At 46.9% G+C, this 25,866-nt stretch carries 22 protein-coding genes; 6 read left to right on the top strand and 16 right to left on the bottom strand.

The genetic code is table 11. The features are described 5' to 3' along the window. The first annotated feature begins 10 nt into the window (after positions 1–10). Together DC345_RS17185 and DC345_RS17180 are read left to right on the top strand one after the other, a co-directional pair. Positions 11–1,732 carry an ABC transporter ATP-binding protein gene (locus tag DC345_RS17185; protein WP_113054097.1) on the top strand — a complete coding sequence of 574 codons (1,722 nt, stop codon included), beginning with the start codon at positions 11–13 and terminating at the stop codon, positions 1,730–1,732. Further along, on the top strand, positions 1,716–3,551 hold the full coding sequence (locus tag DC345_RS17180; RefSeq protein WP_181586632.1) for an ABC transporter ATP-binding protein: 1,836 nt from the start codon (positions 1,716–1,718) through the stop codon (positions 3,549–3,551). The genes DC345_RS17185 and DC345_RS17180 overlap by 17 nt, the downstream gene beginning before the upstream one ends. 77 nt (positions 3,552–3,628) lie before the next feature. Here the strand turns inward: DC345_RS17180 and lpxA are convergent, their stop codons facing one another. The 4 genes from lpxA to DC345_RS17160 all read right to left on the bottom strand — a co-directional run bounded on the left by lpxA (position 3,629) and on the right by DC345_RS17160 (position 8,118). Further along, positions 3,629–4,405, bottom strand: coding sequence for an acyl-ACP--UDP-N-acetylglucosamine O-acyltransferase (gene lpxA / locus DC345_RS17175; protein ID WP_113054095.1), 777 nt, complete (start codon positions 4,403–4,405; stop codon positions 3,629–3,631). Next, positions 4,402–5,427, bottom strand: coding sequence for a UDP-3-O-(3-hydroxymyristoyl)glucosamine N-acyltransferase (gene lpxD, locus DC345_RS17170; RefSeq protein ID WP_113054094.1), 1,026 nt, complete (start codon positions 5,425–5,427; stop codon positions 4,402–4,404). Before lpxD ends, lpxA begins: the two co-directional genes overlap by 4 nt. 20 nt (positions 5,428–5,447) lie before the next feature. Next, positions 5,448–6,278, bottom strand: a complete 831-nt coding sequence (gene lpxC, locus DC345_RS17165; protein WP_181586624.1) for a UDP-3-O-acyl-N-acetylglucosamine deacetylase — start codon at positions 6,276–6,278, stop codon at positions 5,448–5,450. 244 nt (positions 6,279–6,522) lie between these two features. Next, the gene (locus tag DC345_RS17160) at positions 6,523–8,118 is read right to left on the bottom strand and encodes an ATP-binding protein (protein WP_258530699.1); all 1,596 of its coding nucleotides are present in this window, start codon (positions 8,116–8,118) and stop codon (positions 6,523–6,525) included. Between the two features lie 260 nt (positions 8,119–8,378). On the opposite strand from DC345_RS17160, the gene DC345_RS17155 reads away from it, so the two are divergent. Then, entirely contained in the window at positions 8,379–8,714 is a 336-nt protein-coding gene (locus tag DC345_RS17155; RefSeq protein WP_113054092.1) for a hypothetical protein, read from the top strand. 65 nt (positions 8,715–8,779) lie between these two features. Here the strand turns inward: DC345_RS17155 and mglC are convergent, their stop codons facing one another. The 6 genes from mglC to DC345_RS17125 all read right to left on the bottom strand — a co-directional run bounded on the left by mglC (position 8,780) and on the right by DC345_RS17125 (position 17,175). Next, positions 8,780–9,799, bottom strand: a complete 1,020-nt coding sequence (gene mglC / locus DC345_RS17150) for a galactose/methyl galactoside ABC transporter permease MglC (protein ID WP_113054091.1) — start codon at positions 9,797–9,799, stop codon at positions 8,780–8,782. A gap of 14 nt (positions 9,800–9,813) precedes the next feature. Then, on the bottom strand, positions 9,814–11,319 hold the full coding sequence (locus tag DC345_RS17145) for a sugar ABC transporter ATP-binding protein (RefSeq protein ID WP_113054090.1): 1,506 nt from the start codon (positions 11,317–11,319) through the stop codon (positions 9,814–9,816). Positions 11,320–11,393: 74 nt separating this feature from the next. Beyond that, on the bottom strand, positions 11,394–12,455 hold the full coding sequence (locus DC345_RS17140; protein WP_113054089.1) for a galactose ABC transporter substrate-binding protein: 1,062 nt from the start codon (positions 12,453–12,455) through the stop codon (positions 11,394–11,396). 121 nt (positions 12,456–12,576) lie between these two features. After that, on the bottom strand, positions 12,577–13,755 hold the full coding sequence (locus DC345_RS17135; protein ID WP_181586623.1) for a sugar ABC transporter substrate-binding protein: 1,179 nt from the start codon (positions 13,753–13,755) through the stop codon (positions 12,577–12,579). Then, positions 13,742–15,559: a cache domain-containing sensor histidine kinase gene (locus tag DC345_RS17130; protein ID WP_113054087.1), complete on the bottom strand. Its 1,818-nt coding sequence runs from the start codon at positions 15,557–15,559 to the stop codon at positions 13,742–13,744. The genes DC345_RS17135 and DC345_RS17130 overlap by 14 nt, the downstream gene beginning before the upstream one ends. After that, positions 15,556–17,175: a response regulator gene (locus DC345_RS17125; RefSeq protein ID WP_113054086.1), complete on the bottom strand. Its 1,620-nt coding sequence runs from the start codon at positions 17,173–17,175 to the stop codon at positions 15,556–15,558. Before DC345_RS17125 ends, DC345_RS17130 begins: the two co-directional genes overlap by 4 nt. Before the next feature lie 216 nt (positions 17,176–17,391). Between DC345_RS17125 and DC345_RS17120 the strand changes: the two genes are divergently transcribed. Continuing rightward, complete coding sequence (locus DC345_RS17120; protein ID WP_113054085.1) at positions 17,392–17,904, top strand: hypothetical protein; 513 nt, start codon at positions 17,392–17,394, stop codon at positions 17,902–17,904. An 80-nt stretch (positions 17,905–17,984) separates the two neighbouring features. On the opposite strand, the gene DC345_RS17115 is transcribed toward DC345_RS17120, so the two are convergent. Next, positions 17,985–18,911 carry a tyrosine-type recombinase/integrase gene (locus tag DC345_RS17115; protein ID WP_113054084.1) on the bottom strand — a complete coding sequence of 309 codons (927 nt, stop codon included), beginning with the start codon at positions 18,909–18,911 and terminating at the stop codon, positions 17,985–17,987. Between the two features lie 170 nt (positions 18,912–19,081). Here DC345_RS17115 and DC345_RS17110 point away from each other — a divergent pair, with 170 nt between their 5' ends. Both DC345_RS17110 and DC345_RS17105 read left to right on the top strand, forming a co-directional pair. Further along, positions 19,082–19,282, top strand: coding sequence for a cold-shock protein (locus DC345_RS17110; RefSeq protein WP_062320808.1), 201 nt, complete (start codon positions 19,082–19,084; stop codon positions 19,280–19,282). Between the two features lie 74 nt (positions 19,283–19,356). Beyond that, positions 19,357–19,629, top strand: coding sequence for an HU family DNA-binding protein (locus tag DC345_RS17105; RefSeq protein ID WP_053783990.1), 273 nt, complete (start codon positions 19,357–19,359; stop codon positions 19,627–19,629). Between the two features lie 280 nt (positions 19,630–19,909). Here DC345_RS17105 and DC345_RS17100 read toward each other — a convergent pair whose 3' ends face one another. From DC345_RS17100 to DC345_RS17080, 5 genes are all read right to left on the bottom strand, one after another. Beyond that, a complete protein-coding gene (locus DC345_RS17100) occupies positions 19,910–20,710 on the bottom strand; it encodes an ABC transporter ATP-binding protein (protein WP_113054083.1) in 801 nt (266 codons plus the stop codon). Positions 20,711–20,773: 63 nt separating this feature from the next. Then, complete coding sequence (locus DC345_RS17095; protein ID WP_113054082.1) at positions 20,774–21,907, bottom strand: ABC transporter ATP-binding protein; 1,134 nt, start codon at positions 21,905–21,907, stop codon at positions 20,774–20,776. A gap of 4 nt (positions 21,908–21,911) precedes the next feature. Continuing rightward, positions 21,912–22,748: an ABC transporter permease gene (locus tag DC345_RS17090; protein WP_090893845.1), complete on the bottom strand. Its 837-nt coding sequence runs from the start codon at positions 22,746–22,748 to the stop codon at positions 21,912–21,914. A gap of 1 nt (position 22,749) precedes the next feature. Beyond that, the gene (locus tag DC345_RS17085; protein WP_063567843.1) at positions 22,750–23,760 is read right to left on the bottom strand and encodes an ABC transporter permease; all 1,011 of its coding nucleotides are present in this window, start codon (positions 23,758–23,760) and stop codon (positions 22,750–22,752) included. An 89-nt stretch (positions 23,761–23,849) separates the two neighbouring features. Beyond that, complete coding sequence (locus DC345_RS17080) at positions 23,850–25,661, bottom strand: ABC transporter substrate-binding protein (RefSeq protein ID WP_113054081.1); 1,812 nt, start codon at positions 25,659–25,661, stop codon at positions 23,850–23,852. Positions 25,662–25,866: the final 205 nt, after the last annotated feature.

Raw genomic sequence — 25,866 nt, 5'->3', positions numbered from 1 at the left:
ATTTTTCCCATTGTGGACGTTAAAACGATTTCTTACCCCGTATAAGTCAGCGGCCATTCTTGCACCGCTGCTCATGGTCCTTGAGGTTGCCATGGATCTGCTTCAACCCAAGCTGATGTCCAGCATTGTGGATGATGGTGTTCTTGCAGGGAACCTGTCCCACATTGTGACTACAGGTTTGTTTATGCTTCTTTTTGCGTTAATCGGATGGGTTGGCGGTGCAGGATGTACGCTGTTTTCAAGCAAAGCTGCTGTTGGATACGGCACCGATCTGCGCCAGGAATTATTTGATCATATCCAGAAGTTTTCGTTCCGTAATCTGGATACCTTCCAGGAGGGCTCGCTTATCACTCGTCTGACGAGTGATATCACCCAGATGCAGACCTTTGTACAGATGCTTCTGCGTATGTTTATCCGTTCGCCGATGCTGATTATCGGCAGTATTATTATGGCGTTTACGATCAGTGTCAAACTGGCGCTCATTCTCATTTTGTCCGTACCGATTCTGTTTATCATCTTATACATCCTCATATCCGCTTCCTATCCGCTGTTCGCCAGCGTTCAGAACAAGCTCGACAAGGTGAACGCGGTGCTTCAGGAAAATCTGGCCGGCATTCGTGTCGTCAAAGCTTTTGCACGCGCACGTCAGGAGAAGAAGCGTTTTCAGCAAGCCAATGAAGATTATACCCATACCGCAGTGAAAGCCTGGCGCATCGTATCGCTGAATGCACCGGTATTAAGCCTGATGCTGAATGCAACCATTGTAGCGGTGCTGTGGTTTGGAGGCTTTCAGGTGGTGGGAGGCGATATTGCCGCCGGGGATTTGATTGCTTTTATCAACTACGTAACCGTTGTACTCTCGTCGCTCACTTCAATCGGCATGATGATGATGAGCTTCTCCCGCGCGAAAGTATCTGCAACACGCATCAACGAGGTGCTTCACACCCAGCCTGATATTCAATCGGGAGATGATATGTCTCGTAAAGGAGCAGGTCAGGTGGAATTCAGGGATGTCTATTTCCGCTATGATGGAGAACATACACTCTCCGGAATTACACTGACGGCTCGGCCGGGAGAAAAAGTGGCTCTGCTCGGATCTACAGGATCAGGCAAAACATCACTTGTACAGCTGATCCCCCGCTTGTATGATGCCTCACAGGGTGAAGTGCTCGTGAATGGAGTGAACGTGCGTAACTGGGATCTACAGGATCTTCGCAGCCGTGTGTCCATCGTATTACAGGAATCCATCCTGTTCAGTGGCAGTATCCGGGATAACATCTGCTTTGGCAGACCTGATGCAACGGAAGCTGAACTGCGTGCCGCAGCTCAAGCGGCGGCGGCTGATGATTTTATTATGAATCTGAAAGATGGATATGACACGGAGCTGGGCCAGCGCGGGGTCAATCTCTCAGGTGGGCAGAAACAACGGATTTCTATCGCCCGTGCCCTGCTCATGCAACCGGAGGTTCTGATTCTGGACGACAGCACCAGTGCCGTCGATCTGCGTACCGAAGCAATCATTCAGAAGGCGCTGCATTCACTAATGAAAAATAGTACCACCTTCTTGATTGCACAACGGATCTCTTCTGTAAAGGATGCAGACTGTATTTACGTGCTTGATGAAGGAGAAATCGTGGCAAGTGGTACACATGAACATCTCATGGCCCATTCGTCACATTACCAAGCCATCTATTATTCGCAGCAGCGGAAGGAGGATGTTCAATTTGGCTAAAAACGCTTCTTCCTCCATCCATCAGACCGTTGTCCCACCGATGATCGGAAGACCTGGGCCACCCGGCCGAGGTCCGGTTCCCAAAGTAAGAGCAAAGAACGCCCGGCACGTCATCATCCGAGTGTGGTCATACATGGGACGTCATCGCAAAGGGGTTATCACCGCTCTGGTACTGACGGCTCTTGGAACGTTACTTAATCTGGCAGGACCTTATCTGCTCGGCCGTGCTGTCAATGAACATATCGTCCCAAAAATTACGGACGGTCTGCTGAAAGACTGCATGTTATTGCTGACCGTATACGTCCTCGGCTCGTTCATGATGTGGGCTCAATCCTATGTCATGATCGGTGTGTCCCAACTGACTGTGAAGGATTTGCGTCATGCTCTGTTTTCACGGCTGCAACAGCTGCCAATCAGTTTTTTTGACAAAAATCAGAGCGGTGATCTGATGAGCCGGGCTACCAATGATATCGATAACGTGTCCACGACGCTGAATCAAAGTGTAACTCAATTGATGTCCAGCGCCATCTTGCTCGTTGGCTCCCTGTCGATTATGTTAGCCCTGGATGTCCGTCTGACACTGCTCAGTCTGGTCACGGTTCCCCTGATTACGATCGCTACTCGGCTGATCGCTTCAAGAACACGCAAACATTTTACCGCCCAGCAAAAGTTGCTTGGTGAGCTTAATGGCTACGCTCAGGAAACGATTGCCGGACAAAAGGTGGTTGCAGCCTATAACCGCCAGGAGCAGGCACAAAACCATTTTCAGAATCTGAACGAGAAGCTTCGCACGTCCAGTACCCAAGCTCAAAGCGTATCGGGTCTGGTTGGGCCAACGATGAACGTTATGAACAATATCGGCTTTGCCATACTGGCAGCCGTAGGTGGATGGATGGCTTATCATGATCTGACGTCCATCGGGCTGATTGTTAGCTTCCTTGCTTACTCCCGCCAGATTGAGCGGCCCATCAATGATTTGGCGAACCAATATAACCTGATTCAGGCAGCTATCGCAGGTGCCGAGCGCGTATTCCACATTATTGATACACCCAGTGAATATGTGGAAGAACAGAAGAAACAACTGCAGCAGATCCAGGGTAACGTTGTATTTGAAGATGTATCCTTTGGGTATAACTCCGAGAGGGAAATCCTTAAAAAGGTCAGCTTCACCGCCAAGCCAGGCGAGATGATTGCACTTGTCGGTCCGACTGGAGCGGGTAAAACAACGATCATCAACCTGCTGCCCCGTTTTTACGAGATTACGGGCGGACGGATTACCATTGATGGCTGTGACATCTCCGAACTGGAGAAAGACCAGCTAAGGCGCGAACTTGGCATTGTGTTACAGGACGCCTATCTATTCTCCGGCACCATTCGTGACAATATTGCCTACGGCAAACCGGATGCAACGGACGAACAGATTCAGCAAGCAGCGAAGTTGGCCAATGCCCACTCCTTCATCCGCAAATTATCGCAGGGTTATGATACCCCGATCATTTCCGGTGGCAGCAATCTAAGTCAGGGACAGCGACAACTGTTAACCATCGCTCGTGCCATTCTCGCTGATCCTGCGATTCTTATTCTGGATGAAGCGACCAGCAGCATTGATACACGCACCGAAATGCAGATTCAGGAAGCGATGCGCACCTTGATGAAGGATCGCACCAGCTTCGTCATTGCCCACAGGCTGAGTACGATTCGTGAAGCCGATCAGATCCTGGTTATTGATGACGGCAAGATCGCCGAACGAGGCAGCCATGATGAGTTGTTGCAACACCAAGGTTTCTACTATCAGTTGCATCAGGGTCAACAAAATTAACGCCCCTTGCCCCTAAAGACAAGACGAAAACGCCGCATAAGTTCCGTTTTATTCCGGACCTTTGCGGCATTTCCATTTTATCGCTTCATTCGTACAATTCCGCGTGTAGATTTATTTAGAAAATTCAATGTGTGTTCTTTAAATTCAGAAGGAGGCAAGTTGTTTATTTCTTCAATAGATTGATCGAGCGTTCGCTTTTGGCGAAATAAAATGGTATTAATCTTTTTTATCGTGCTTATCTCTTCATTTGAGAATCCATTTCTTCTTAGACCAATGATATTAATACCATGTATGTACGAACGCGGACCATCTGCTAAAGAATATGGAACGATATCTTGTGAAACTTTACTTCCCGCTCCAATCATTGCAAACCTTCCAATGTTACATGATTGGTGTACACCAGAACCACAACCAAATGTGATATAGTCTTCAACAATAACATGTCCGCCAATTTGCACATTATTGACGATGACGTTATGGTCTCCCATCAATACATCATGTGCGATATGAGCATAATTCATAATAAAGTTGTTATTTCCTACTCTCGTGAAACAATCTCCTTTTGATGTGCCTTTACATATAGTGACATACTCTCTCACGGTATTATTATCTCCAATAATGAGATACGATTCTTCGCCTTGGTAACTTTTATCTTGTGGGTCTGAGCCGATAATGGCACCATGTGAAATATAGTTATTCTCCCCCAATACCGTGTTAGCCCCTATGATAACGTGACTTCCAATCCTACAACCGCTACCTATTTTTGAATTTTCTTCAATGATACTGAAAGGTCCGACTTCGACATTGTCCCCAATTACTGCTGTAGGATGAATAATGGCTGACTGATGTATCACTTAGCACCTTCCTTTGTTTTGCTAAGTTCATCAAGTTTTTTATTTAGTTTTTTTATCGTTTGGGGGAGTCTGGAAAGTGCAGCGGATTCTCGTAGTTGTCTCTTATGTGAGCGAGCTGTATACCCTGACACCATTGAGTTCTCGGGCATGTTTTTAGTAACCATGGTTTTAGCTAAAACAACGCAGCCGTCTCCAATGGTGATATTATTAATTACCGCACTTCCACCAGCCATTATGACGCGATTACCAATTTTTGATGAGCCCCCAATTGCACTTGTGCCTGCGATAATGCAGTGCTCACCAATTTGAACATTATGGCCAATTTGAATAAGGTTGTCCATTTTAGTTCCTTTACCAATGGTTGTTGAATCAATCGTTCCGCGATCAATAGTGGTATTTGCTCCAATCTCAACATCATCAAAAATAACGACATTTCCGATATGTGGGATCTTAACTTGTTTTTGACCATCCCATTCAAAACCAAAGCCGTCAGCGCCAATCACTGCGCCTGAGTGAATGATGGCATTATCTCCGATGAAAGTATCATGTAGAACAGTGACATTAGGGTGGATCAAGCAATTCGTTCCAATGGTCACATTCTTACCAATAAATGAATGCGCGGAAATAATAGTATGATCCCCAATAGATACATCTTCTTTGATTACCGCAAATTCGTCGATCTGCACATTACAGCCTAACGTTACCGAAGGATCAATTGCTTCTGATGATAATACACCACTGCTTTTGGTTTTCTCGCTAAACATTTCAATTAGGCGAATAAAATCGAGTCGGGGATTTTTCACCTTAATAACAGGTACTTTAAATTCTATTATTGTCGTTTCTGGCACAATGAAAGCTGAAGCCTTACATTGATCTAATTTATTTAGATTTTTATCCGTAACAAAAGCAATATCTCCCTCTTTAGCAGCATTAATTGAACCTACGCCTGTTATAACGACATTGCCATCACCTATTAGAATCCCATTTAACTGTTCAGAGATTTCATTCAAATTACATGGCATAATATGGTCTCCTTTTGTATTTAAATTAGATTATTTAATAATTCTTGAGCAAAAAGAGTGTTCAAATAATGAGACGTTCCCGATCCTATGATTTTTGCATGAAAAGGAGGATTCAGAGCTAAATCGCCAATAAGATCCAGCAGCTTGTGACGAGACAATTCATCAGAAAAACGTAAATCGGGATAAATTTCCTTTTCACCTATAACTATTCCATGGTCTAAAGAAGCTCCTTGAATTAAACCTTTGCTTTTTAAGTACATTATTTCTTCTTCAAAACAAAATGTCCTAGCTGGCGCAATTTCAGTTAAGTAATTGTTATCTATAAAATTAAAATTGATTGTTTGATCCGAGAGGTATGCAATTTTATGTTCATTTTTAAAACAGACGCAATAGGAGATCATAGAAGAGGGATGAGCTTCAAGAAAAGAATTACCGTGCTCAACTCTAATTTTTTGTTGTAAATGAAGGTACTTTATTTTGACTTCTTGCTGCAGATGGCCAACTTCTGAAATCTTGGTTGCAATATTGGTAGAGCTGCCATCAAAAATAGGTAATTCTTCACCATTAACATCAATAATCACGTTATCAATGCCCATCCCTCGAATTGCAGACAATGTATGTTCAACCATAGATACGGTGTATCCATGCATGTTTTTAAGCTGTGTGCAACGTTCCGTATTGGATACATTACCGATTCTAGCTTCAATAATTTCATATGGATCTACATCCACTCTTCTAAAAACAATACCTGTGTTTGGTTGTGCAGAATGCAGAGTTATCGCTGACAAATTCCCACTATGTACAGCAATGCCGTCTAATGTAAAACTATTACGAATCGTTTTTTGGTACATAGCATCGCCCCCCTTTGACATAATTCTCATATTCGGATCCTATTTACATGTATTATATCGATTACGATTAGCTGATGTTGTCGATATTTGGAGGCTCGTCAAATTCACATGGATATGTCGCTGAGAATAAGATGATCCGCAAGTACGCTGAAAAAGCTTCGCCAAAGATCAGCATAACAAGAAACCTTAGCATGTCATCCGAGCTAAGGTTTCTAAACGATCCATTTTTTGTTTATTAAACGGTCTACTTGACGGGGAGCAGTTCAGCGTTTTTATTTGTTGGTAAATGAAGGGTAAATGTAGAGCCAATCCCCATTTCACTATGAACGGTGATTTTGCCATGATGATCCTGAGCGATTTTCTGACAGAGTGCCAGTCCAAGTCCTGTACCTTCTTCCTTTGTCGTATAAAATGGATTAAAGATCGTCACCAGAGAGTTCTCAGGGATACCGCTGCCCGTATCGGTAATCGAGATAAGCGCCTTCTCACCATCATGATGCAAATCAATATGCACTTCACCCGGATCTTCCATCGCTTCAAAAGCATTACGAATCAGATTAATCAGAACCTGTACGATCTTGTCCCGATCCATATTGACCACGACCGACTCACCTGTCATCTCCAGTGTAATTCGATGCCCCCGTGATGCTGCATCCGATCCGGTTAACGACATGACCCGTTCAAGACACAGCTCTACTCGTTCAGGTTTCATGTGATTGGCATGCGGCTTGGAGAACTGTAAAAACTCAGCCGTCAGCTCTGTTACCCGTGTGATCTCACCCATAATGACCTCATACCATGGAGCGATATTGAAGGCCTGTCCCCGAGAAAGCTGCAGGAAACCACGAATGGCAGTCAGGGGGTTGCGAATTTCATGAGCCATGCCCGCGGCTAACTCACCAACAGCCCGAAGTCTTTCGGAACGGAAGACCTCCTCTCCGTTTTTTAACCATTTGCTGCGCTGCTGCTGCAACATCCTCTCCTCCGACACCGCGATAAAGTGTTGCAACGTCTCGGACATGCCAGGATATAGGGATATGCTGTAGTTTATTTGTAAGCCCCTTAACTCCCCGGACAGCAGTAACGCCATGCGTTCTTCGATATTTTGTATTTCAGGCAAAACGACAGCATAACGATCCCCCGCATACCGAGATATGCCATATGCATCTGCAAACTGTTTCAAAACACTCTCGCCTGTCGCTTTGATTACATGACTCCAGTTGTCTTCAACCTCTTTATCAAATCCATTGAAATTCTGAATGTTCATGATAATCAGCAAAAAAGATGGTTGCTCGTCCACTGTCTTCTTCAGTATGTTCATATATCCCTCGTAATTCAGCAATCCAGTGAGCGGATCATGAAGGGTTAGAAAATGATTTTCCTCCCGAAGTCTGCGCTTCTCTGCTTCGCTGTTAAGCAAGGTATGATACAAAAAAATAATGACAATTGCAGTTAACATGTCAAATATCGACACTAGCAAACTATATGTATCTATCGTCACATACGATAGCCGAATCACGGTATATTCAAATACAATCAACATTGAAATGGGTAACGTCTGCGTAATCCGCTGTTTATCCTGAATCATCGACATGATGAGCAGGTAATACAACATATTGCACCAGTTAAGTTCACTGAAATAATGGAATATGCCAAGAAAGATCCAATGAAAGTTACGCAATACCGGATACTGTTTTTCCTTATACACACTTGCCACAAATAACGCACCAGCACATATCATTAACACAAGGTGGGAAGTAAGCCCTAAAAAATAAGAGGACAGTATAACAAGCAGACATCCTAGCGGGAAAATAACCATTTTCATCGTGTAACTCAGCAAACAGCCTCGCCCCCTTTGACATAATTCTCATATCCAGATCCTATTTACATGTATTATATCGGTTATGATTAGCTGATGTTGTCGATTATTGGAGGCTTGTCAAATTCACATGAATGTATAAATTTATAATTAAAATAGGACAAACGGTTTATAGGAAAGTGCATATTACGAAATAATCCTCCTATCACATTGATCAACACTGTGTTAAAATACATTAATGGATTTATTTAGGATATCACCTTGGTTATGGAGGGATAAGCATGATAAAACAAAGAAAACCTTTGGGCATCGGGACACTTTCTCTGCTTGTGCTCGCTATGGGGTTTGCCTTTAATTATGGTTGGGGAGCAGAAAAGGTACAAATCAGCCACTATTTGTTTAATCTACTGAACTTGCCTATCTATAGCAATGGTCATCAAGGATTTCACATTCCCTTTATGGTAGCTATAATCTTTTGGTTATCTTCCGTTTTGATCGCACGCAAATATCATTCTCACTTTGGTACAAAAGTAGCCTACAAGGTCGGTGGTTTCATGCTGATCTTTAGCGTTATGATCTTTCCACTTTACGGTATAATATGGGTTACATTTCATTAAAAGAGCAAAAAGCCAGCTTCCCCTGTCACTTCAGGAAGCTGGCTTTTTGCTTCATTACTACATTTTTATTTTTTCGCCATATACTTGCGGATATCAAATGCCACCGCAGCCACAATAATCAACCCTTTAATAATCAGCTGCCAGTAAGGACTTACACCGATAAAGGTCAGACCATAGTTGATGACTCCAAAGATCAGCACCCCTGCCATGACTCCGGGCACCGTACCAATACCACCCGCAGTGGAGACGCCCCCCACGACACAGGCCGCAATCGCATCCAACTCATACATATTGCCGTAATTGTTCGTTGCCCCGCCCGTACGTGCGGCTTCCAGCACACCGCCCAGTCCATACAATGCACCTGCAATGGCATACAATGCAATCAGGTTGCGGGCTACATGAATACCGGACACATGCGCAGCCTGAATGTTGCCACCGATGGCATACATGTTCTTCCCGAGGCGGGTCTTGTTGAAGACGACCCAGCAGATCAGCGCAACCGCTACAGCAATTAATACGATATACGGAATGGAATAACCACCGCCAAGATCAATGTAACCGGAACCAATAACGGTAAAATCGGATCTCAGTCCTCCAATGGGTTGTGACTGATTGGGCTCCGTATCAAAATAAATCGAGTTCAGACCATATACCGCAACCATCGTGCCCAGTGTCGCGATAAAGGGTGGAACATGTAATTTGGCTACAATGATGCCGTTGACGAGACCCACTGCCAAGCCTGCAATGATCCCGACGATCATGGGCGCCCACACCCATAAATGTGGCAGATCAGGAAAGAACCGATTGGCATATTCGTCGATCTGCAGCATGGATGCCGATACAACAGCCGTTAGCCCAACAACCCGCCCTGCCGACAAATCGACCCCGCCCGTTACGAGGATAAACGCCGCCCCCAGCGCAATGATGGCCCGTGTGGAGGACTGTTGTAATATATCCCGAAGTGTAGAGAAAGCAAGAAAATGCGGATCGGCAATGGCAATGCCGATGACGAGCAGGATCAGCACAATAAAGATCGCGCGCTGCGCCACATACTGCTTCACCTGATTGATAACCTGTGTATTCATATGTTCCCTCCTGACTAAGCCATCCGCTGCTGTGCGGCCAGCCTCATGATATCCTGCTCTGTTGCCTCGGCTCCGTCCACAATTCCGGTGAGCCGTCCTTCGCTCATGACCATAATTCGATCCGACATGCCCAACAGTTCGGGCATCTCCGAGCTGATCATAATAATGCTTTTGCCCTGGCGGGCCAGTTCCGTAATAATGGTGTAGATTTCAAATTTGGCGCCTACATCAATCCCACGTGTTGGTTCATCCAGCAGTAGAATTTCCGGGTCAGTTAACAACCATCTCGCCAGAAGTACCTTCTGTTGATTACCACCGGAAAGGTTGCGAATCAGCGTGTTAACTGAAGGCGTTTTAGTTCTGAACTTCTGCGTTTGCTCGCGTGCCTCATCTCGGCCTTTCTTCTCATCTAACAGACCAATCCGATTTTGGTAACGTCCGAGACTCGCAATAATCGTATTTTCATATACAGACAGCACCGGAAAAATTCCCGTGACTCTTCGTTCTTCGGTCAGCAAGGCAATGTTATGACGCTTTGCTGCGGCAGGTGACTTGATCTTTACCTTGCGCCCATGAATCGAAATTGTCCCTGATGCAAGTCCGCGCAAGCCGAACAATGACTCGATTAATTCCGTCCGCTGTGCCCCAACAAGGCCGCCGATGCCAAGCACTTCGCCTTTCCTCAATTCAAACGTCACATCACGGAACGAATTCGGTTGGCTGGACGTTAAGCCTACAGCCTTCAAAATCACTTCTCCAGGTACGTTCGTCCGTTCCGGGAACCGTTCATCCAGATCACGTCCAACCATGCGGGTAATGATCAGATCGGTCGTTAAATCAGCAGCATCCCAGGTACCGACCACAAAACCATCCCGCATAATCGTGACCTCATCCGAGATTGTCAGAATTTCCTCCATCTTGTGCGAGATGTAGATAATAGAAACCCCGCGATTGCGAAGCTGATTAATAATGGCGAAGAGCTGGTCCACTTCCTTGCCCGTGAGCGAGGACGTTGGCTCATCCATCACAATAACTTTGGATTGAAAAGAGACCGCTTTGGCGATTTCCATCGACTGTATTTTGGAAACGGATAAAGTCCCCGCCTGAGCCTTCGGATCAATGTCCAGATTCAGATCATTGAACAGGGCCAGTGTATCGGCATACATTCGCTTCTCATCCACCAACAACCCCCTCATGGGAAACCGTCCCAGCCAGATGTTCTCCATCACTGGCCGATGCGGCACCGGGTTCAGCTCCTGATGAATCATCGATATGCCATGCTGAAGCGCCGCTTTCGAACTCGGAATGTCCACCTCATTGCCTTCAATCCGAATCGTCCCCTCATCCGGGCGATACATACCGAATAGACATTTCATCAGCGTGGATTTGCCCGCTCCGTTCTCTCCCATCAGCGCATGAACTGTACCCGGCTTTACCTTCAATGTGACCTGACTTAGTGCCTGCACACCTGGAAATGCTTTGGATATTCCGTCCATCTCCAGCAGGTAAGGTGATTCCATCTTTCATCCTCCCCTTCCGTAAACCCGGCAAAAAAAGGACGCCATCTCATGACGGACGTCCCTGTTTGCTGCTGTTATTGGGCGTCGGCAATGTTGTCTTTCGTAATTTTTTTGTAGGCAATCCAGACGTACTTGCCATCCGTAATGTCATAACCCGTGTTTTCCTTTGTTGGCGTCTCACCCTTCGCAAGTACGGAAGCGAGTGCAACCGTTGCTGCGCCCTGGTTCTTGGCATCATTCAACACCGTGCCCAGCATCGTTCCGTCCTGAAGGGCCTGAATGGCCGGAGCAGTTGCATCCACGCCGACAACAGGCATCATTTTGCCGTCCTTGAAGTATCCCGCTGCTTTTAACGCTTCAATGGCTCCAAGTGCCATGTCATCATTGTTAGCCAATACCGCTTCAATTTTGTCTCCGTGGGAGGCAAGGAACGCCTGCATTTTCTCCTGGCCTTTGACCCGATCCCACATCGCCGTGTCTTCCGCCAATGCTTCCACTTCAATACCGGCATCCTGAATTGCCTGTACGGAATATTTAGTCCGCAGCTCAGCATCCTGGTGGCCAGGCTCGCCTTTCAGCATGACGTATTGCAGTTTTCCATCCCCGTTTTTATCTGCTTCCGGGTGGGCCTTCCAGTAGTCCACAATGAGTTGACCGGAGATCGTGCCGGACTCTTCCGCCTTGGCTCCAACGTAATAAACTTTATCCCACTTGTTCATGTCCTCAGCAACTGGCTCACGGTTCAGGAAGACCACCGGAATGCTGGCCGCTTTGGCTTTGTCAATAATGACACCTGCTGCGGTCCGGTCAACCGGGTTCACGGCCATTGCGTTGTACTTCTTGGATACAAACAGATCGACTTTCTCATTCTGGGTCGGCTGTGCGTTCTGGCTATCCACGATATCGAGTGTGGCTTTGCCTTCCGCTGCTGCGGTCATCGCATTCCGTACACCCGTCATGAACGTGTCATCAAACTTGTAGATCGCCACGCCAATCTTCGGCGTTTCCGTTCCTGCGGCCGTCTGACCTCCAGTATCTGTTCCTGTACTTCCGCCTGCACTGTCTCCGCCACTGCTGCACCCCGCCGCCGCAACCATACACGCTGTAAGCAACAATGTCATCCACGTTTTCTTCATATCCTAATGACCTCCCCCAAGTTCATTCGGCTTTACCGATGTCTTTATTATGAAAGGGTTTACAATAAATTCGAATACAATATCTTCCTCTGTTTTATCGAAATCTTCCTCAATTGAATTTTCACTGTACAAAAGGAAACAGCAGCTTCTGATTATCCATCCAGAACATATTGTCCGTACTGACCAGCTTCGTTTCCAGTGTTACCCTGGCTTGCACCTGTTGGTTGTTCAATCGTGCAACAGCCTGATTCACACCAAGATAACCTGCGCTGAATCCGTTTTGCACGATCAAGTGTTGAATTCTGCCTTCCTGTAACTGCTCTAACTGCTGCTGTTCACTGCCAAATCCCACAATCTTCACCTTGTTCCCGTTGTTCTCGGACGTACGTCGATTCAGTTCATCCGCTGCCCCCAGAGAAGCAGGTTCCTGAAGGGCAATCAATCCGTCCACCTGCTGCTCATCAAGCAGTTGCTTCGCCGCCTGCCAGCAAGCATCCCGGGTACTGCATACCGATTGAGCCTCCACATGAATGTCAGGGTATTGAGCCAGTGATTCCTCTACCCCTTGTTCCCGGTTAATCAGAACAGGATTTACAGGATCAGGACCAAGCAATGCTACACGTCCTCGTCCTCCCATAAGCACAGCCATGGCCTGACCCGCCTGCCGTCCTGCCTCAACGTTATCTATTGAGATAACACTTGTTATACCTTTTACAGGAAACTCGTCGTTCAACAAAATGACGGGGATAATCACTCCGTTGGCATCCTTAGTCTGTGCCTTCTGAATGATGTCACTGAGTGCCTTCTCACTCAAGGGATCGATCAACAGGGCCGATGCTCCCTGCTCCATTGCCAACGATACCGCATCCACCTGAGCTTGTTCACGCTCGCTCAGTAGATAAGTCCCATTTTGCAAATGCTCTTGCTTGACCTTTCCCTGTCCTGCTGTAAAATCGGGGTTAGATGGCGCATAGGTTAACCCCTCTGAGGGAAAAGCCTCCACCGTAATAAGCTCCGCTCCCGCTTCTTTGGCAGCGGCTTCGGCCCCAAGACGTATCGCTTCTGCAAGTTCTCCGGTTCCTGCTGGCGTAATCAGCGCAATACGCGGCGGCGATCCCGCTGGCTCAGCATTCGACATGCCGCACGCCACACATAACAACAGGCAGCAAGTTGCTGCTATCATGGCCATATAACGAAGGAGAAGAACTCTCATCCGAATGATTCCCACGCGAGGACAGAGGTTTATTTTCATAACTAGATGCCCCATCCATTCCGTTCCATTGATCTTATTCGCTTTCATGTGCATCGTCCTCCTCTCGTTCCGATTGGATCGGAATCCGAATCCAGACGGTTGTGCCTTCCTCCAGCTCACTCTCGAATTCAAGACCGTAAAGTTCGCCATAATAGAGCTGAATCCGATCATGCACATTGCGCACAGCTACACCTGATCCTGCACCACTTTTCACGACAGGACTGCCCATCAAAAGTTTCGACAACTGCTCTTCTGTCATTCCGACCCCATTATCCGTAATGCGAAATACCAGCTTGTCGTCCTCCCGGTATACACGTATCTCAATACATCCCTCGTCCATATGATATTCAATGCCATGCACGATCGCATTTTCAATGAGTGGCTGAAGCACCAGCTTAAGTGTCAGGCAGTCCAGCGTATCTTCATCCGCCTTCATGCTAAAATTGAATTTGCGCTTGAACCGCATCTGCTGAATCGTCAGATAATGGTGGGCGTGCTCCAGTTCTTCCCTAACCGTAATAATCGTTTTGCCTTGACTGAGACTGATGCGAAACAATCGGGATAACGAAGTGATCATCGTAATAACTTCCTCATTCCGGCTCATGCCCACCATACGCACAACTGAATTCAACGTGTTATATAGGAAATGTGGATTGATCTGAGCCTGCAAAGCTTCCAGTTCGAGACGACGCTTTTGTTCCTGTTCATGAATGATTTCATTCATCAAAGTTCGGATTTTATAGACCATCAGGTTAAAACGACGGGATAAACGTTCCACTTCCAGCGGCCCTTCGATAGGTAGCTCCACGTTAAAATCCCCTCGCTCCACTGCCTTCATCTTTCGTTCCATACGCCGGATTGGACGTGTCAGACTGGAAGAGAGGAACAGCGAGACAAGGATGACCAGAACCAGCACAACCAGCAGTACCCGAATGAGATATCCATTGACCTCCTGGCGGGTTGTCATGATCTCATCCAGGTAAGCTACACCGACAATTTTCCATCCGATATTGGCGACAGACTTGACCGCATTCAACCTTTTCTGCCCATCCGCCTCATCTTCATAACTGCCGGTTGCAACCAGTGCCTGTTCGATATTTTCACTTTTGAGCCCCATATACATTAATTGCTGCTGCGGATGGTAGACGATATTTCCTGCACTTTCGTCGATAATGTAGACGTATCCCCGCTGCCCCAGACTAACACGGCGGCTCAGTTCGTCCATTTGTTTGAAGTTGATATCCACCAGCAAAATGACCTGCCGATCCTGACCATTTTGGCGTACGGTGATGCCTTTGCTCATGGAAACGACCCATTTGTATGGGCCTGTGTACATGTTCTGGATATGAGGTAGAGAGAAACTAAGGTGATCCGGCACTCGGAGTGCAGATTGAAGCCACCCTTGCTGTGTCACATGCGCACTCGGTTTTAATTCAGCTGAAGGTCTGTTCTTGAGCAAATGCCCTGTTGAATCCAACAACGTAATCGAGATGATATCTTCGCGGCTGCTGAGCAGCGTGTCGAGCTGTTTATCTACCTGATCCCCTTCCCACGTGCCGTCCCGCAGCATATGCTCTTCGATGGCTCGGTACAGATGCGACATGCTGCGGACATAATCCTCCAGATTGTAACTGACCTGATCCACGATCTGTCTCGTCGTCAGCTCCGCACTTCGCTCCGCGGCCTGCGTGAATTTGTCATGCAGCAGCAACGCCATGATGGTCAGCACCAGTACAATGAAGACAGAGAAGGACCACGTAATAATAAAGCGGATACTGCTGACTCTGGATGAACGCAGCCTTGAACGAAACTTAAGCCATAGGGATCTTATCCATCCGGCAAACGGTCTCATCGGCTTGTGCCTTCACTAGCTGTTAGTGCAATCTGTTTGCGATATTCTTTGGGCGAGACGCCGATGTGTTTTTTGAAGCAAAAACTGAAATAATTCGGTTCCGCGAAGCCTACCTGACCAGCAATCTCAAACGACTTCATCACTGTAGATCGAAGCAATTCCTTCGCCGCCTCCATCCGGATTTGCATCAAATATTGCAGGAAGGTAAGCTGTACTTCTTTTTTGAAAATGCCACAAAAATAACCCGAACTGATATGCAGATGCCCGCATACTTTCTGAATGGACAGATCCGGATCGGCGTAATGTTCTTTGGTAAACGACAATGCCTGTTCCACAATATCCTTGTACACATGCTGCCTTCCGCTGGCAATACGTTGTTGAACGAGCAGACAAACCTCCCGCACCTTACCCTGTGCCTCAGACAACCCAGGCAAACGGAATAAATCGGCATACAACTGGAACCCTGCTCCAAAAATGTCTTCCATGGCCTCACCCGATGCTTGGGCCGCTTTCCAAACGTTTGTTAAAACTTCAATCAGATACAATTGGATGTCACTTCGCCCATGCTCCACCGTAATTTCCCGGAAAATGATCGCAAGCGTCTCCTCCAGCTCCGCCTGCGTACCCGCTTTCAAACAACGTGTCAGCGTTTGCTGCTTCAACTCGTCAAAACGCAATTTGCCCGCCGTCTGACGCTCCACATCTGCAATATAAATAAGTGGATCAGTCCCCGGTACAAGCCGATAATCCAGTGCCAGTAGTGCATCCTCATAGGCATGCTTTACACCTGCCAGTGTGTTCACGATCGAGCCCGATCCAACAGTGGCAGGAACACGCAGATAGTGATTGATGCTGCGCATTACATTTTCCAGCGCCTGCTGCTGTCGTTTTTCCCCATCTCCTCCACCCCATCGATCTACATAGAGCAGCACAATCGTCTCCTGATGCATAAAAGCATGTCCGGCCCCGTGTTCTGCCCATACCTCTGCGGCAATGTTTAGCGCAGCGAACTGCTTCAACTCCACATCCTCGGATTGGTCTCCGTCCATATGCAGGGTCAATACGGATACACCATAACGTTCACCTTGCAGATCCAGTCCACATTGCTTTGCTTTGCCGTGAATATATTCAGGCGATTTTTGCCGATGCAGCAAAGTGGCCATCAGGTCCGCCTGTAACAGGGGCAGGCTTGTATAATAATGGTCGCGCAGCTGCTGTACATCCTCTCGCTCTGCCACTTCATCTGCCATCTGTGCACGCAACCTTGTAAGCAGATCTGTCAGATGTCCTGCCGAGAAAGGCTTTAGTAAATATTCATCCACACTCAGCGAGACCGCTTGTCGAGCGTAGTCGAATTCATCGTATCCGGTCAAAATCACCACTTTTACAAGCGGATTTCGTTCCCGCAACCTTTTGGCAAGTTCCAGTCCATCCATAAATGGCATGCTGATATCCGTTACCACAATATCCGGCTCCACTCGTTCTGCCATCTCCAGTGCTTCACGTCCATTCTCCGCCAGACCAACTATGCGCAGATCGAGTGCTTCCCAATCCACTTCTACAACCAACCCTTCGCGTACATCCTCTTCATCATCCACCAACAATACCCGGTACACGTCAGATTCCTCCTTTATTTAAGGGGCCATAAGCCCAAGCAATAATGTATATGTCGATATGATTCAAGGTTGCCATCATAATATACAATATAAATTTAATTGTGTAACCGCTTACTTTTATGGTGATAAGATTGATCTAATAAGTGCTCATACACAAATATATGGTAAAATATAGGAAGTAGTTGATTATGAAAAAGGATAGGAGTCTATTAACTGATGAATTATTTGAAATCCGGAATGATAACGACCGGTATTGCCGCAATATTAATTAGCAGCGGTGCAATCACGGAGACGATTCGAACTGATCGGTTAGAAGCATCCACAGAGTCTTCACGCTGGGAGAACCAACCTCGAGAACTTCAGGAGAAATTAACAAAATCATGGAGCAGAGGAATGGAGGCGATACGTAGCACGCTGAATGAGAACCGTGAGGAGGAAAATATAACTGAATGGAAACTGTTTTACAGCTTGGAGGATTCATTAAACACCCTTCCCCATCAAGAGCAATCTTCCTTCATCACTGCCTATTATAGTAATGAACGAAGAACCATGCTGGAAAACGGGGATATCATGCCTGCCTTGCTTTTACATCCCGATCATACAAAGGCAATACTTTATTGGGAAAAGCATGATGGAACCTATGCCATTATTACATTAGAATCGCAAATCAATGCAAACAACAAACCCGAATGGGATGTCAGTCATTCTTGGATAACCAAACAGCCCTGATCCACTTGAAGTGGGTTAGGGCATTGATCCTATATTCCTATATCCATTCTTAATTCCTCATAAAGAGTTCTTCACATACTTTAATGCGGTTCCGTTTCTCCATTCTCTTCTGCTGATGAAGATAGATTGGCATTTAACCCCTTAACATAAATCATAGTCGTATCCGGATTGATATGTCCCATCATTTCTGCCAAGCGATGTAGTGGTGTATGCTCGGCCATAGCGTATCCGAACCGATGACGCAGATCATGGGAACTTAGCCCCTCCAGACCGGCTGTAGTCATCACCTTTTTGATCAAATGGCGCAGCGCCCTCTCCGTTAAGCGATCACTGGTTTTCTCGGAAGGAAACAGGTAAGGACTATCCGGCGCGAGGCCAGCCATGTACATCTTCAACAAAGCAATACATGTCATGTTCAGTGGAATTTTCCGTTGACCGTTTCGTTTATCGGCACGCACGGTGAGCTGCCCGCTTCGTTTGCCCAATTCAATATCACCGGGAGCGAGATTGCATATCTCCATCGTTCGCATACCGGTATGAAACATGAGCGTAAGGATGGTCTGATCCCGAAGCGAGTTGCCGTTCTCGACCGCAGATATGAATGATTGTTCTTCCTCGGTGGTCATTCGGCGTGGGCTAACCTTGTCTTCCGGAATGAATTTCAAAGGTTTGGAAGGATCACTGTTGATCCTGGATTCCGATACGGCCCACTTGAAAAAACGCTTCAATGTAATCAGTCTGCGATTAATGGTAGATGGCTTCAATTGCATCACCTTTTGTGAATCCTCCCGGTAACGGACCAAAGTCGATGTATGCACATCTTCAATATGAAATGAAATCTCTTCACTCCGAGAATCATTCTCTTTATACCATTCAGTAAAATGCTTCAAATCACTCGCATATTCCTTCAAGGTTTTGGGAGTCAATTCTCCCTGGATTGTAAGCATATGTATGAATTCCTGAACAACCATTTCCCCTTGTATCGAAGTACCAGATATCTTATCCATTAGAAAAAACCTCCAAATCTTGACTTATATTAGCGGACATGGTATTATCATATTAATCGATACATTAGCGGACATCAAGTCTGTGGGTTTGAATATACCTGATTAGCGTTGATTGTTAAATTAGCCTTTTCAAAATGGTCGTTTAAAAACTTATTTTTTGGAGGAACTACATGCAAACAGGTACAGTGAAATGGTTTAACGCGGACAAAGGATTTGGCTTTATCGAAACTGAAGAAGGAACAGACGTATTCGTTCATTTCAGTGCAATTCAAGGCGACGGCTTCAAAACATTGGATGAAGGACAACGCGTCCAATTCGAAGTAACTCAAGGTAACCGTGGTCCACAGGCTGAGAACGTTACTAAAGTTTAATTATATTAAAGCTGCCTTGTACAAGGCAGCTTTTTGTTTTATTTCATCCAAAAACGAAAAGCGAGGTATGACAAATGGATAAAGAACAATTGATCACAGAAGTAGCCAAAAACGGCGGATTCTCCAAAAAGAACGCTGAAAAGGCCGTAACGGTTGTACTGGATTCGATTTTGGAAGCATTAAAAGAAGGCAAAGAGGTTCAACTGGTTGGATTCGGCAAATTCGAAGTGCGTAATCGTGAAGCACGTATGGGTAAAAGCCGTCGAACCGGTAAGGAAATTCAGCTTCCAGCAGGTAAAGTTCCCGTATTCACAGCAGGATTAACCATGAAAGAAGCTTTGAACTAAACAGCAACAACAGGATTGGAAAAGAGGTTTTTATTCAAACACACAACGAACATTTTGATGTAAATGTCGTGTTTTCTACGGTTGATGATATCATTAACTTTTATTCCGGCAAGCAGACAAACCAGAATAACGCGGAAGATCACACCCATTCAACACCCCCATCAACAGAGTCTGCACAGACGCCACAACCACCCACTCGCTAAAACGAACCTTTCATCTTGGACAATAAGAAGCCCTGTTCCGCTCAAAACGGTCCAGGGCTTGATTTGTGTCACTTGTGTCACTCGAGCACCCAGGGAGAATGAATTTTGGGTACGTCATTGATTAATTGTTTGGTATAAGGATGCTCCGCATGATGAATGACCTCCTCCGCTCTCCCTGCCTCCACCATTCGTCCATGCTCCATAATACAGATCGTGTCGCTCACATAATAAGCCAGACCCACATCGTGCGTAATAAATACAATGGTCATGCGGTTCTCGTCGCGCAGCTTGAGCAGCATATCCAGAATCGTTGAACGCGAGCATGCGTCCACCATGGACGTTGGTTCATCGGCAATCAATACCTTAGGATGCAGCATGAAAATGCGGGCAATCATAAGCCGTTGCATCTGTCCACCGGACAGTTCAAACGGATATTTGTTGTATAACTCTTCGAACTTCAGGTTGACGAAGGAACAGGCCTCCTTCATTTTGGCATATTCTTCGTCCTTGTTCAGCTTCAGCCCCTGAAGTTTGATACAGTCCACCAGCAGCTTTTCCACCCGGTGAAATACGTTGAACGAAGAAAACGGATCCTGGAAAATGGCCTGGATATCCTTCCAATAAGCTTTGCGCTCACGGTACCGTTTCAATTGTCTGGGCTTGCCATCGTATTCAATCGCTCCATCCGTTTCCTTGAGCAGGCCCATGATCATTTTTGCAAGCGTGGTTTTGCCACTGCCGCTCTCTCCGACAATGGATATAATCTCCCCTTCATGAAAATCAAAGCTCACATCGTCCACGGCTGCCTTTTTACGATTGCCTGTACCGTACACCTTGGTCAGATGGCGGCCGCTGATCAGCACCTTGCCTATCGCCATACTACCTCACTCCTTTCGGGGAGCCTTGATCCGAGCTCATTACGCCCAGAAAGAATCATTTCATTAGTCTGCTATATCGTCTGTGTCAGTTCCAATATCCTCGATTTCAATTTTATTTAAGCCCTTTTCCTCCTGATTTTGTTCCATCACCTGGGGCTGTTCGTTTATGCTCTTCTGCTCTAAATGACCGTCCTGCTCCTGCTCCCTGATCTGCTCCAAAATCTCTGGTGTCAGGAGACAGCGATATATGCGTCCATCGACATGAATGTTCTCGATTTTGCCCTGGCGGCACTCGTCGGTCACCAGTGTACAGCGCTCTGCGAAACGGCAGCCTTCCGGCACATTCTTCAGATTTGGTGGTGCACCAGGAATGGCAGCCAGTTTATGCTCCTTCATGCCCTCTTCGGGCACAATGATGGAACCCATCAGCTTGCGGGTGTACGGATGCAGCGGATTAAAAATCATCTGCTCTGCCGTACCTCGTTCCACAATCTCCCCGGCATACATCACCATAATTTCATCCGTCACATGGTACAACAGCGGCAGTTCATGCGTAATGAACACCAGTGATTTGATGACTTTACGCTTCAACAAATCCTTCAACAGACGAATGACTGCCTTCTGGGAAGTCACATCCAGTGCGGAAGTAGGTTCATCCGCAATAAGCACGTTGGGATTCAGAATCGTTGAGATGGCGATAACGGTTCGCTGCTTCATGCCGCCGGATAATTCATTTGGATACATATCCAGCACATCCGGCGACAGATTCAGTGATTGAAAGCGCTCCGTAGCCATCTTCCGTACATCCGACCGTTTCATCTCCGGACGATGCTCCTTCATGATATCTTCAATAAACCTGATAATCCGCAGCGTTGGGTTTAGTGCATTCATGGCAGCCTGCGGAATATAAGCAATTTCCTTGCCCAGAATGCGGGAACGAAGCTGCTCTTTGTTCAGCTGCATAATATCGGTACCATTAATGCGGATCGAACCACTGCCATAATGAAGCGGCGGGAAATAAAAGCCCATCAGGCTGAGCGCCAGCGTCGATTTGCCACAGCCCGATTCACCTGCAATGCCCAGCGTCTGCCCCTCTTTCAGCCCGAACTCCACCCCATCGACGGCAAAGACGTTCTCCTTGAGCCGGGTACGGTAATAGGTTTTCAGACCGCTGACCTGAAGTATAGGTTGGTTCATGGTCTTAGCTCCTTATTTTCGGATTGAAAATTTCGTCCATGCCCGTATTCATCAGATAAAGCGAAAAGGTAATGACGGCAATCGCCAGCGCTGCAGGAATGAAAGCCCACCACGCCCCTGCTACTGGCGCTTCAAACACAAGTGCCCAGTTCATCAGAATGCCAAGCGAGATCGTATTATACGGCCCCAGTCCCAGCATGGAGATGGAAGCTTCGGACAGAATGCCCGATGCCGTCTGGAGCACAAAAGCCATCACCACATAAGACGCGATATACGGCAAAATCTCATGGATAATGATACGCGGCGTACTGTGTCCCGAAATTTTCGCAATATGCACATGATCCCGGCTGCGTAGAGATGTCGTCTGAGCTCGCACAGCCCGGGCCGTCCAAGGCCAGCTGGTTATACCGATAATGATCGCCGTCACCAGGGAACTGCGTGAATCAATGCTGACGGAGATCAAGATCAGAATAATAAACGAAGGAATGACGATGAATATGTTGGTAATTGCCGTCAGAAAGTTATCCAGCATTCCCCCTATATATCCCGACACCAGCCCCATAACCAGACCGATAACGGTCGCAAACACACCTGCAATCAGCCCTACACGTATGGATGTCTGGATGCCATACATTAATTCAAGAAAAATGTCCCGTCCAAAATTGTCCGATCCTAATAGCAGGCCATCGCCAGGTGGCTGGAACGCCATCGCAATCATCTCAAGGGGATCACTGCGATTAATGAGCGGATAGATCGTTACCAAGAGCAGCATGCCGACAAAAGTCACCGCACCGATCATGAATTTGGGTGACTTCAGCAAAATAGAGATCGAATGCTTCATATCACTGTTCCTCCATTTGAGCGGCCTTGATGCGCGGGTCAATGAAGCCGTAGATGACATCAATGGTGAAATTCGCAAGCAATACAGCAATGGCAATCAGCAGCGTACATCCCGAGATTAGTGGGTAATCCAGCTGCCGTATAGCCGTGAACAGCCATGTGCCGATACCCGGATAACTGAAGACAATCTCACAGATGAGTGATCCGCCGACCATCGTACCAATGGAGAGCGCAAGTCCCGTAATTTGCGGCAGCATGGCGTTACGGAACACATAACGTGCAATTCGACCGTCGCGAATACCCAGCAGTTTGCTGTATAACACATAGTCTGAATTGAGCTCATAGATGGACATCTCCCGCATACCAATGGCCTGACCACCAATGGTCACAAGCACAATGGAGAGGAACGGCAAAGTATGGTGGCGAACCACCGACATGATGAAGTCGAAGCTCAGCTGCGGCACCATCTGGAAGTCATATCCCCCTGATAAAGGGAACCATTTCAGTGATAACGCAAAGACATACAGCATAATAATAGCCAGAGTAAAAAAAGGAATGGAATTGATAAACAATGCTACCGGAAACAGCACTTTATCAAAAACACCCTTCCGGTACGCTGCAATCGCACCGAGCAAATTGCCAATGATCCAGCCGACCAGGATGGCCGGAAGTTGAAGCCCCACCGTCCAAGGGACGGCGGAGGCCAGAATGTCCGTTACAGGCTTCGGATACAGTCCAAAGGACGTGCCCAAATTGCCTGTGAACAGATTTTTTAAATAGATGCCGAATTGGGTCCATAGCGGCTGATCAATGCCGAATTCAACCGTAAACGTCTCATACACCCGCTTGATGGAATCCGAGTCGGTCATCCCTGACGTCATTTTGGAAGCGATCATGCTCACCGGGTTACCTTCAATCAGTCTTGGCAAAATAAAATTCAGTCCGATGGCGATGACCAGGGTCAGGCCGTACCAGAATACTTTTTTGGCGACATATCTGGAATAGGCATTCATAGGATTTAGCACCCCCGAGTTTAGCGGATAAGGGCCTTATGTCTGAAGTGGCGTGTCACTTCATCATGTCCTGATTCAATATGAGTTCCTTAATTGTGGATCTGATACAATGCCTTAATACCTGCGCCGTCCATCGAGATTTGCGGCGGAATGTTGGTGCCATCTCCTTCGGTCGGGAAGCCTTTCCAGACTGATTCATTCACGGTGTCAAACACCCATGGTCTGTACATCAGCGGAATGGAAGGGATATCTTTCAGCCAGATGGTATTCAGTTCGGTATACAGTGATTTCAGCTTCGCCTCGTCAGACACAGATGGAATCTCTTCAATAATGGCGTCTGCGCGGTCATTCTGGTAACGTCCCCAGTTCCAGAATGCCATCTCACCCATTGGGGCAACCCCTTTGGAGTACATGATCGTCATCGCACGGTTCCATGGCTGGCTTGGGCTGACCCCGCCTGCAGGTGTATTCATGATGATATCGAATTTGCCGGTTTGCAGATCATTGGTCCATACCGGAGATTCCGGGAATTTGGTGCGAATCTCAATCCCTATGGCTTTGGCGCTCTGCGCTACGATCTCCAGGGCAGCGTTCCAGTCAGACCAGCCGTAAGGACATTCAACCTCGAAAGGTCCAAGGCGTGTGCCGTTAAGGACACGGATGCCATCTTTTCCTTTCTTCGCTCCAATCTTGTCGAGCAGGGCGTTGGCTCCTTCAATATCCATCGTCCATTGCAACGACTTGATGGCATCCTGGTCAATATATTTGGACTCGGCGTCCGAGTTCAAGGTCAGGGAAGGCTGCATTGGTGCGGAGTATCCGCTCATGGCCAGCTCCGAAATTTTTTCATAGTTGATGCTCATGGCTATTGCACGGCGAACGTCAGCATTATCGAGTCCGGCTTTGGACAGATTGAAGAAAATGCTTGGCATGGAACCGGGCAGATAATACGGCGCATCTTTCAGATACGTTTTGACAGCAGCCCCGCCTTCCCACATCTTCCACACTTGAGGGATAAACTGCTGGGAGACGTCCACTTGCCCACTCTTGAACGCCAGATCACCTGCGGCATTATCCTTGTAGATCACGTGGGTGATGTACTTCGGTGCGGGCAATTTGCCGAACAATTTCTGACCCCAGTAGTTGTCATCACGGACAATCGTAATTTTCTGATCGTTGTAGAAGTGAAGCTTATATGCTCCGGTGCCCACCGGATTATCATTAACCTCTTTGCGGATTGCGGTCAGATCATTGTTGTTTTTCTTCTCGATCTCTTCCCAGATATGCTTCGGCAGCATTGGAATCAGTTCGATGCTGTCCAGTACAGTCAGCTTGTTGGGGTTAGCAGGGTTCAGCTTAATTTCCACAGCCTGCGCTCCATCCGCTTTTACTTCACTGATGTAGGTCCAGAAGCTGCTCCAGTTGATATCGTATTTTTTGCCCAGTTCATAGGTGTACACAACATCATCTGCTGTAAAAGCCGTTCCGTCGCTCCACTTCGCATCCGCATTCAACTCAATGCGGAGCGTGGTTTCATCCGTCCATTCATACGAATTGCCCAAGAGCGGTTCAAGACCACCATCCAGCTGGTTTACCATAAACAGTGTTTCGTACACCAGTTCCCTAGAGTTGCCGTAATTCACTGGAAATGCGGGGTTTCCGCTCAACAGATTGAAATTGGTTGGTGGCCCCCATTGCAGCCCATTGATATACAAGGTCTCATTCCGTGGTGTCTCCTTGTTGGTCTGTGGTGCAGGTTCGTTCTGGGTTGTCGTGGTCGGTGTATCCACCGGCCCTTGTGGTTCACTTACTGATGGTGGCTGAACACTTTGGCATCCGGCAAACAATGTGACCGACATGAACAGAGCGACGAGCGGTGTGGCAGCTCTTTTAAATCGCATTCTGAACCCCTCCGTGAATTCATATTGATGTTATTGGAAGCGCTTACTTAAAGTTATTCTATGACTTATCTCACACCAAACATTCCATCTCTTTTCTCAATTTTGAGACATTGTTTATGCGGACACACGAAATAACCAGCACCGCATGGGAAAGCTGGTTATTTGCCGAATTATGATTATTACTATACAGAAGATCAAGAACGGT

The organism is Paenibacillus taichungensis (assembly GCF_003287275.1).
Lineage (GTDB): Bacteria > Bacillota > Bacilli > Paenibacillales > Paenibacillaceae > Paenibacillus > Paenibacillus taichungensis_A.
This window is presented reverse-complemented; position numbering and strand designations above follow the sequence as displayed.

Excerpts from the sequence above, each read along its gene's own strand:
- DC345_RS17180 (WP_181586632.1), top strand. The coding sequence starts at position 1,716 with ATGTTCAATTTGGCTAAAAACGCTTCTTCCTCCATCCATCAGACCGTT.
- lpxD (WP_113054094.1), bottom strand. The coding sequence starts at position 5,427 with ATGCCATGTAATTTGAATGAAATCTCTGAACAGTTAAATGGGATTCTA.
- lpxC (WP_181586624.1), bottom strand. The coding sequence starts at position 6,278 with ATGTACCAAAAAACGATTCGTAATAGTTTTACATTAGACGGCATTGCT.
- DC345_RS17155 (WP_113054092.1), top strand. The coding sequence starts at position 8,379 with ATGATAAAACAAAGAAAACCTTTGGGCATCGGGACACTTTCTCTGCTT.
- mglC (WP_113054091.1), bottom strand. The coding sequence starts at position 9,799 with ATGAATACACAGGTTATCAATCAGGTGAAGCAGTATGTGGCGCAGCGC.
- DC345_RS17145 (WP_113054090.1), bottom strand. The coding sequence starts at position 11,319 with ATGGAATCACCTTACCTGCTGGAGATGGACGGAATATCCAAAGCATTT.
- DC345_RS17140 (WP_113054089.1), bottom strand. The coding sequence starts at position 12,455 with ATGAAGAAAACGTGGATGACATTGTTGCTTACAGCGTGTATGGTTGCG.
- DC345_RS17135 (WP_181586623.1), bottom strand. The coding sequence starts at position 13,755 with ATGAAAGCGAATAAGATCAATGGAACGGAATGGATGGGGCATCTAGTT.
- DC345_RS17130 (WP_113054087.1), bottom strand. The coding sequence starts at position 15,559 with ATGAGACCGTTTGCCGGATGGATAAGATCCCTATGGCTTAAGTTTCGT.
- DC345_RS17120 (WP_113054085.1), top strand. The coding sequence starts at position 17,392 with ATGAATTATTTGAAATCCGGAATGATAACGACCGGTATTGCCGCAATA.
- DC345_RS17115 (WP_113054084.1), bottom strand. The coding sequence starts at position 18,911 with ATGGATAAGATATCTGGTACTTCGATACAAGGGGAAATGGTTGTTCAG.
- DC345_RS17110 (WP_062320808.1), top strand. The coding sequence starts at position 19,082 with ATGCAAACAGGTACAGTGAAATGGTTTAACGCGGACAAAGGATTTGGC.
- DC345_RS17105 (WP_053783990.1), top strand. The coding sequence starts at position 19,357 with ATGGATAAAGAACAATTGATCACAGAAGTAGCCAAAAACGGCGGATTC.
- DC345_RS17100 (WP_113054083.1), bottom strand. The coding sequence starts at position 20,710 with ATGGCGATAGGCAAGGTGCTGATCAGCGGCCGCCATCTGACCAAGGTG.
- DC345_RS17095 (WP_113054082.1), bottom strand. The coding sequence starts at position 21,907 with ATGAACCAACCTATACTTCAGGTCAGCGGTCTGAAAACCTATTACCGT.
- DC345_RS17090 (WP_090893845.1), bottom strand. The coding sequence starts at position 22,748 with ATGAAGCATTCGATCTCTATTTTGCTGAAGTCACCCAAATTCATGATC.
- DC345_RS17085 (WP_063567843.1), bottom strand. The coding sequence starts at position 23,760 with ATGAATGCCTATTCCAGATATGTCGCCAAAAAAGTATTCTGGTACGGC.
- DC345_RS17080 (WP_113054081.1), bottom strand. The coding sequence starts at position 25,661 with ATGCGATTTAAAAGAGCTGCCACACCGCTCGTCGCTCTGTTCATGTCG.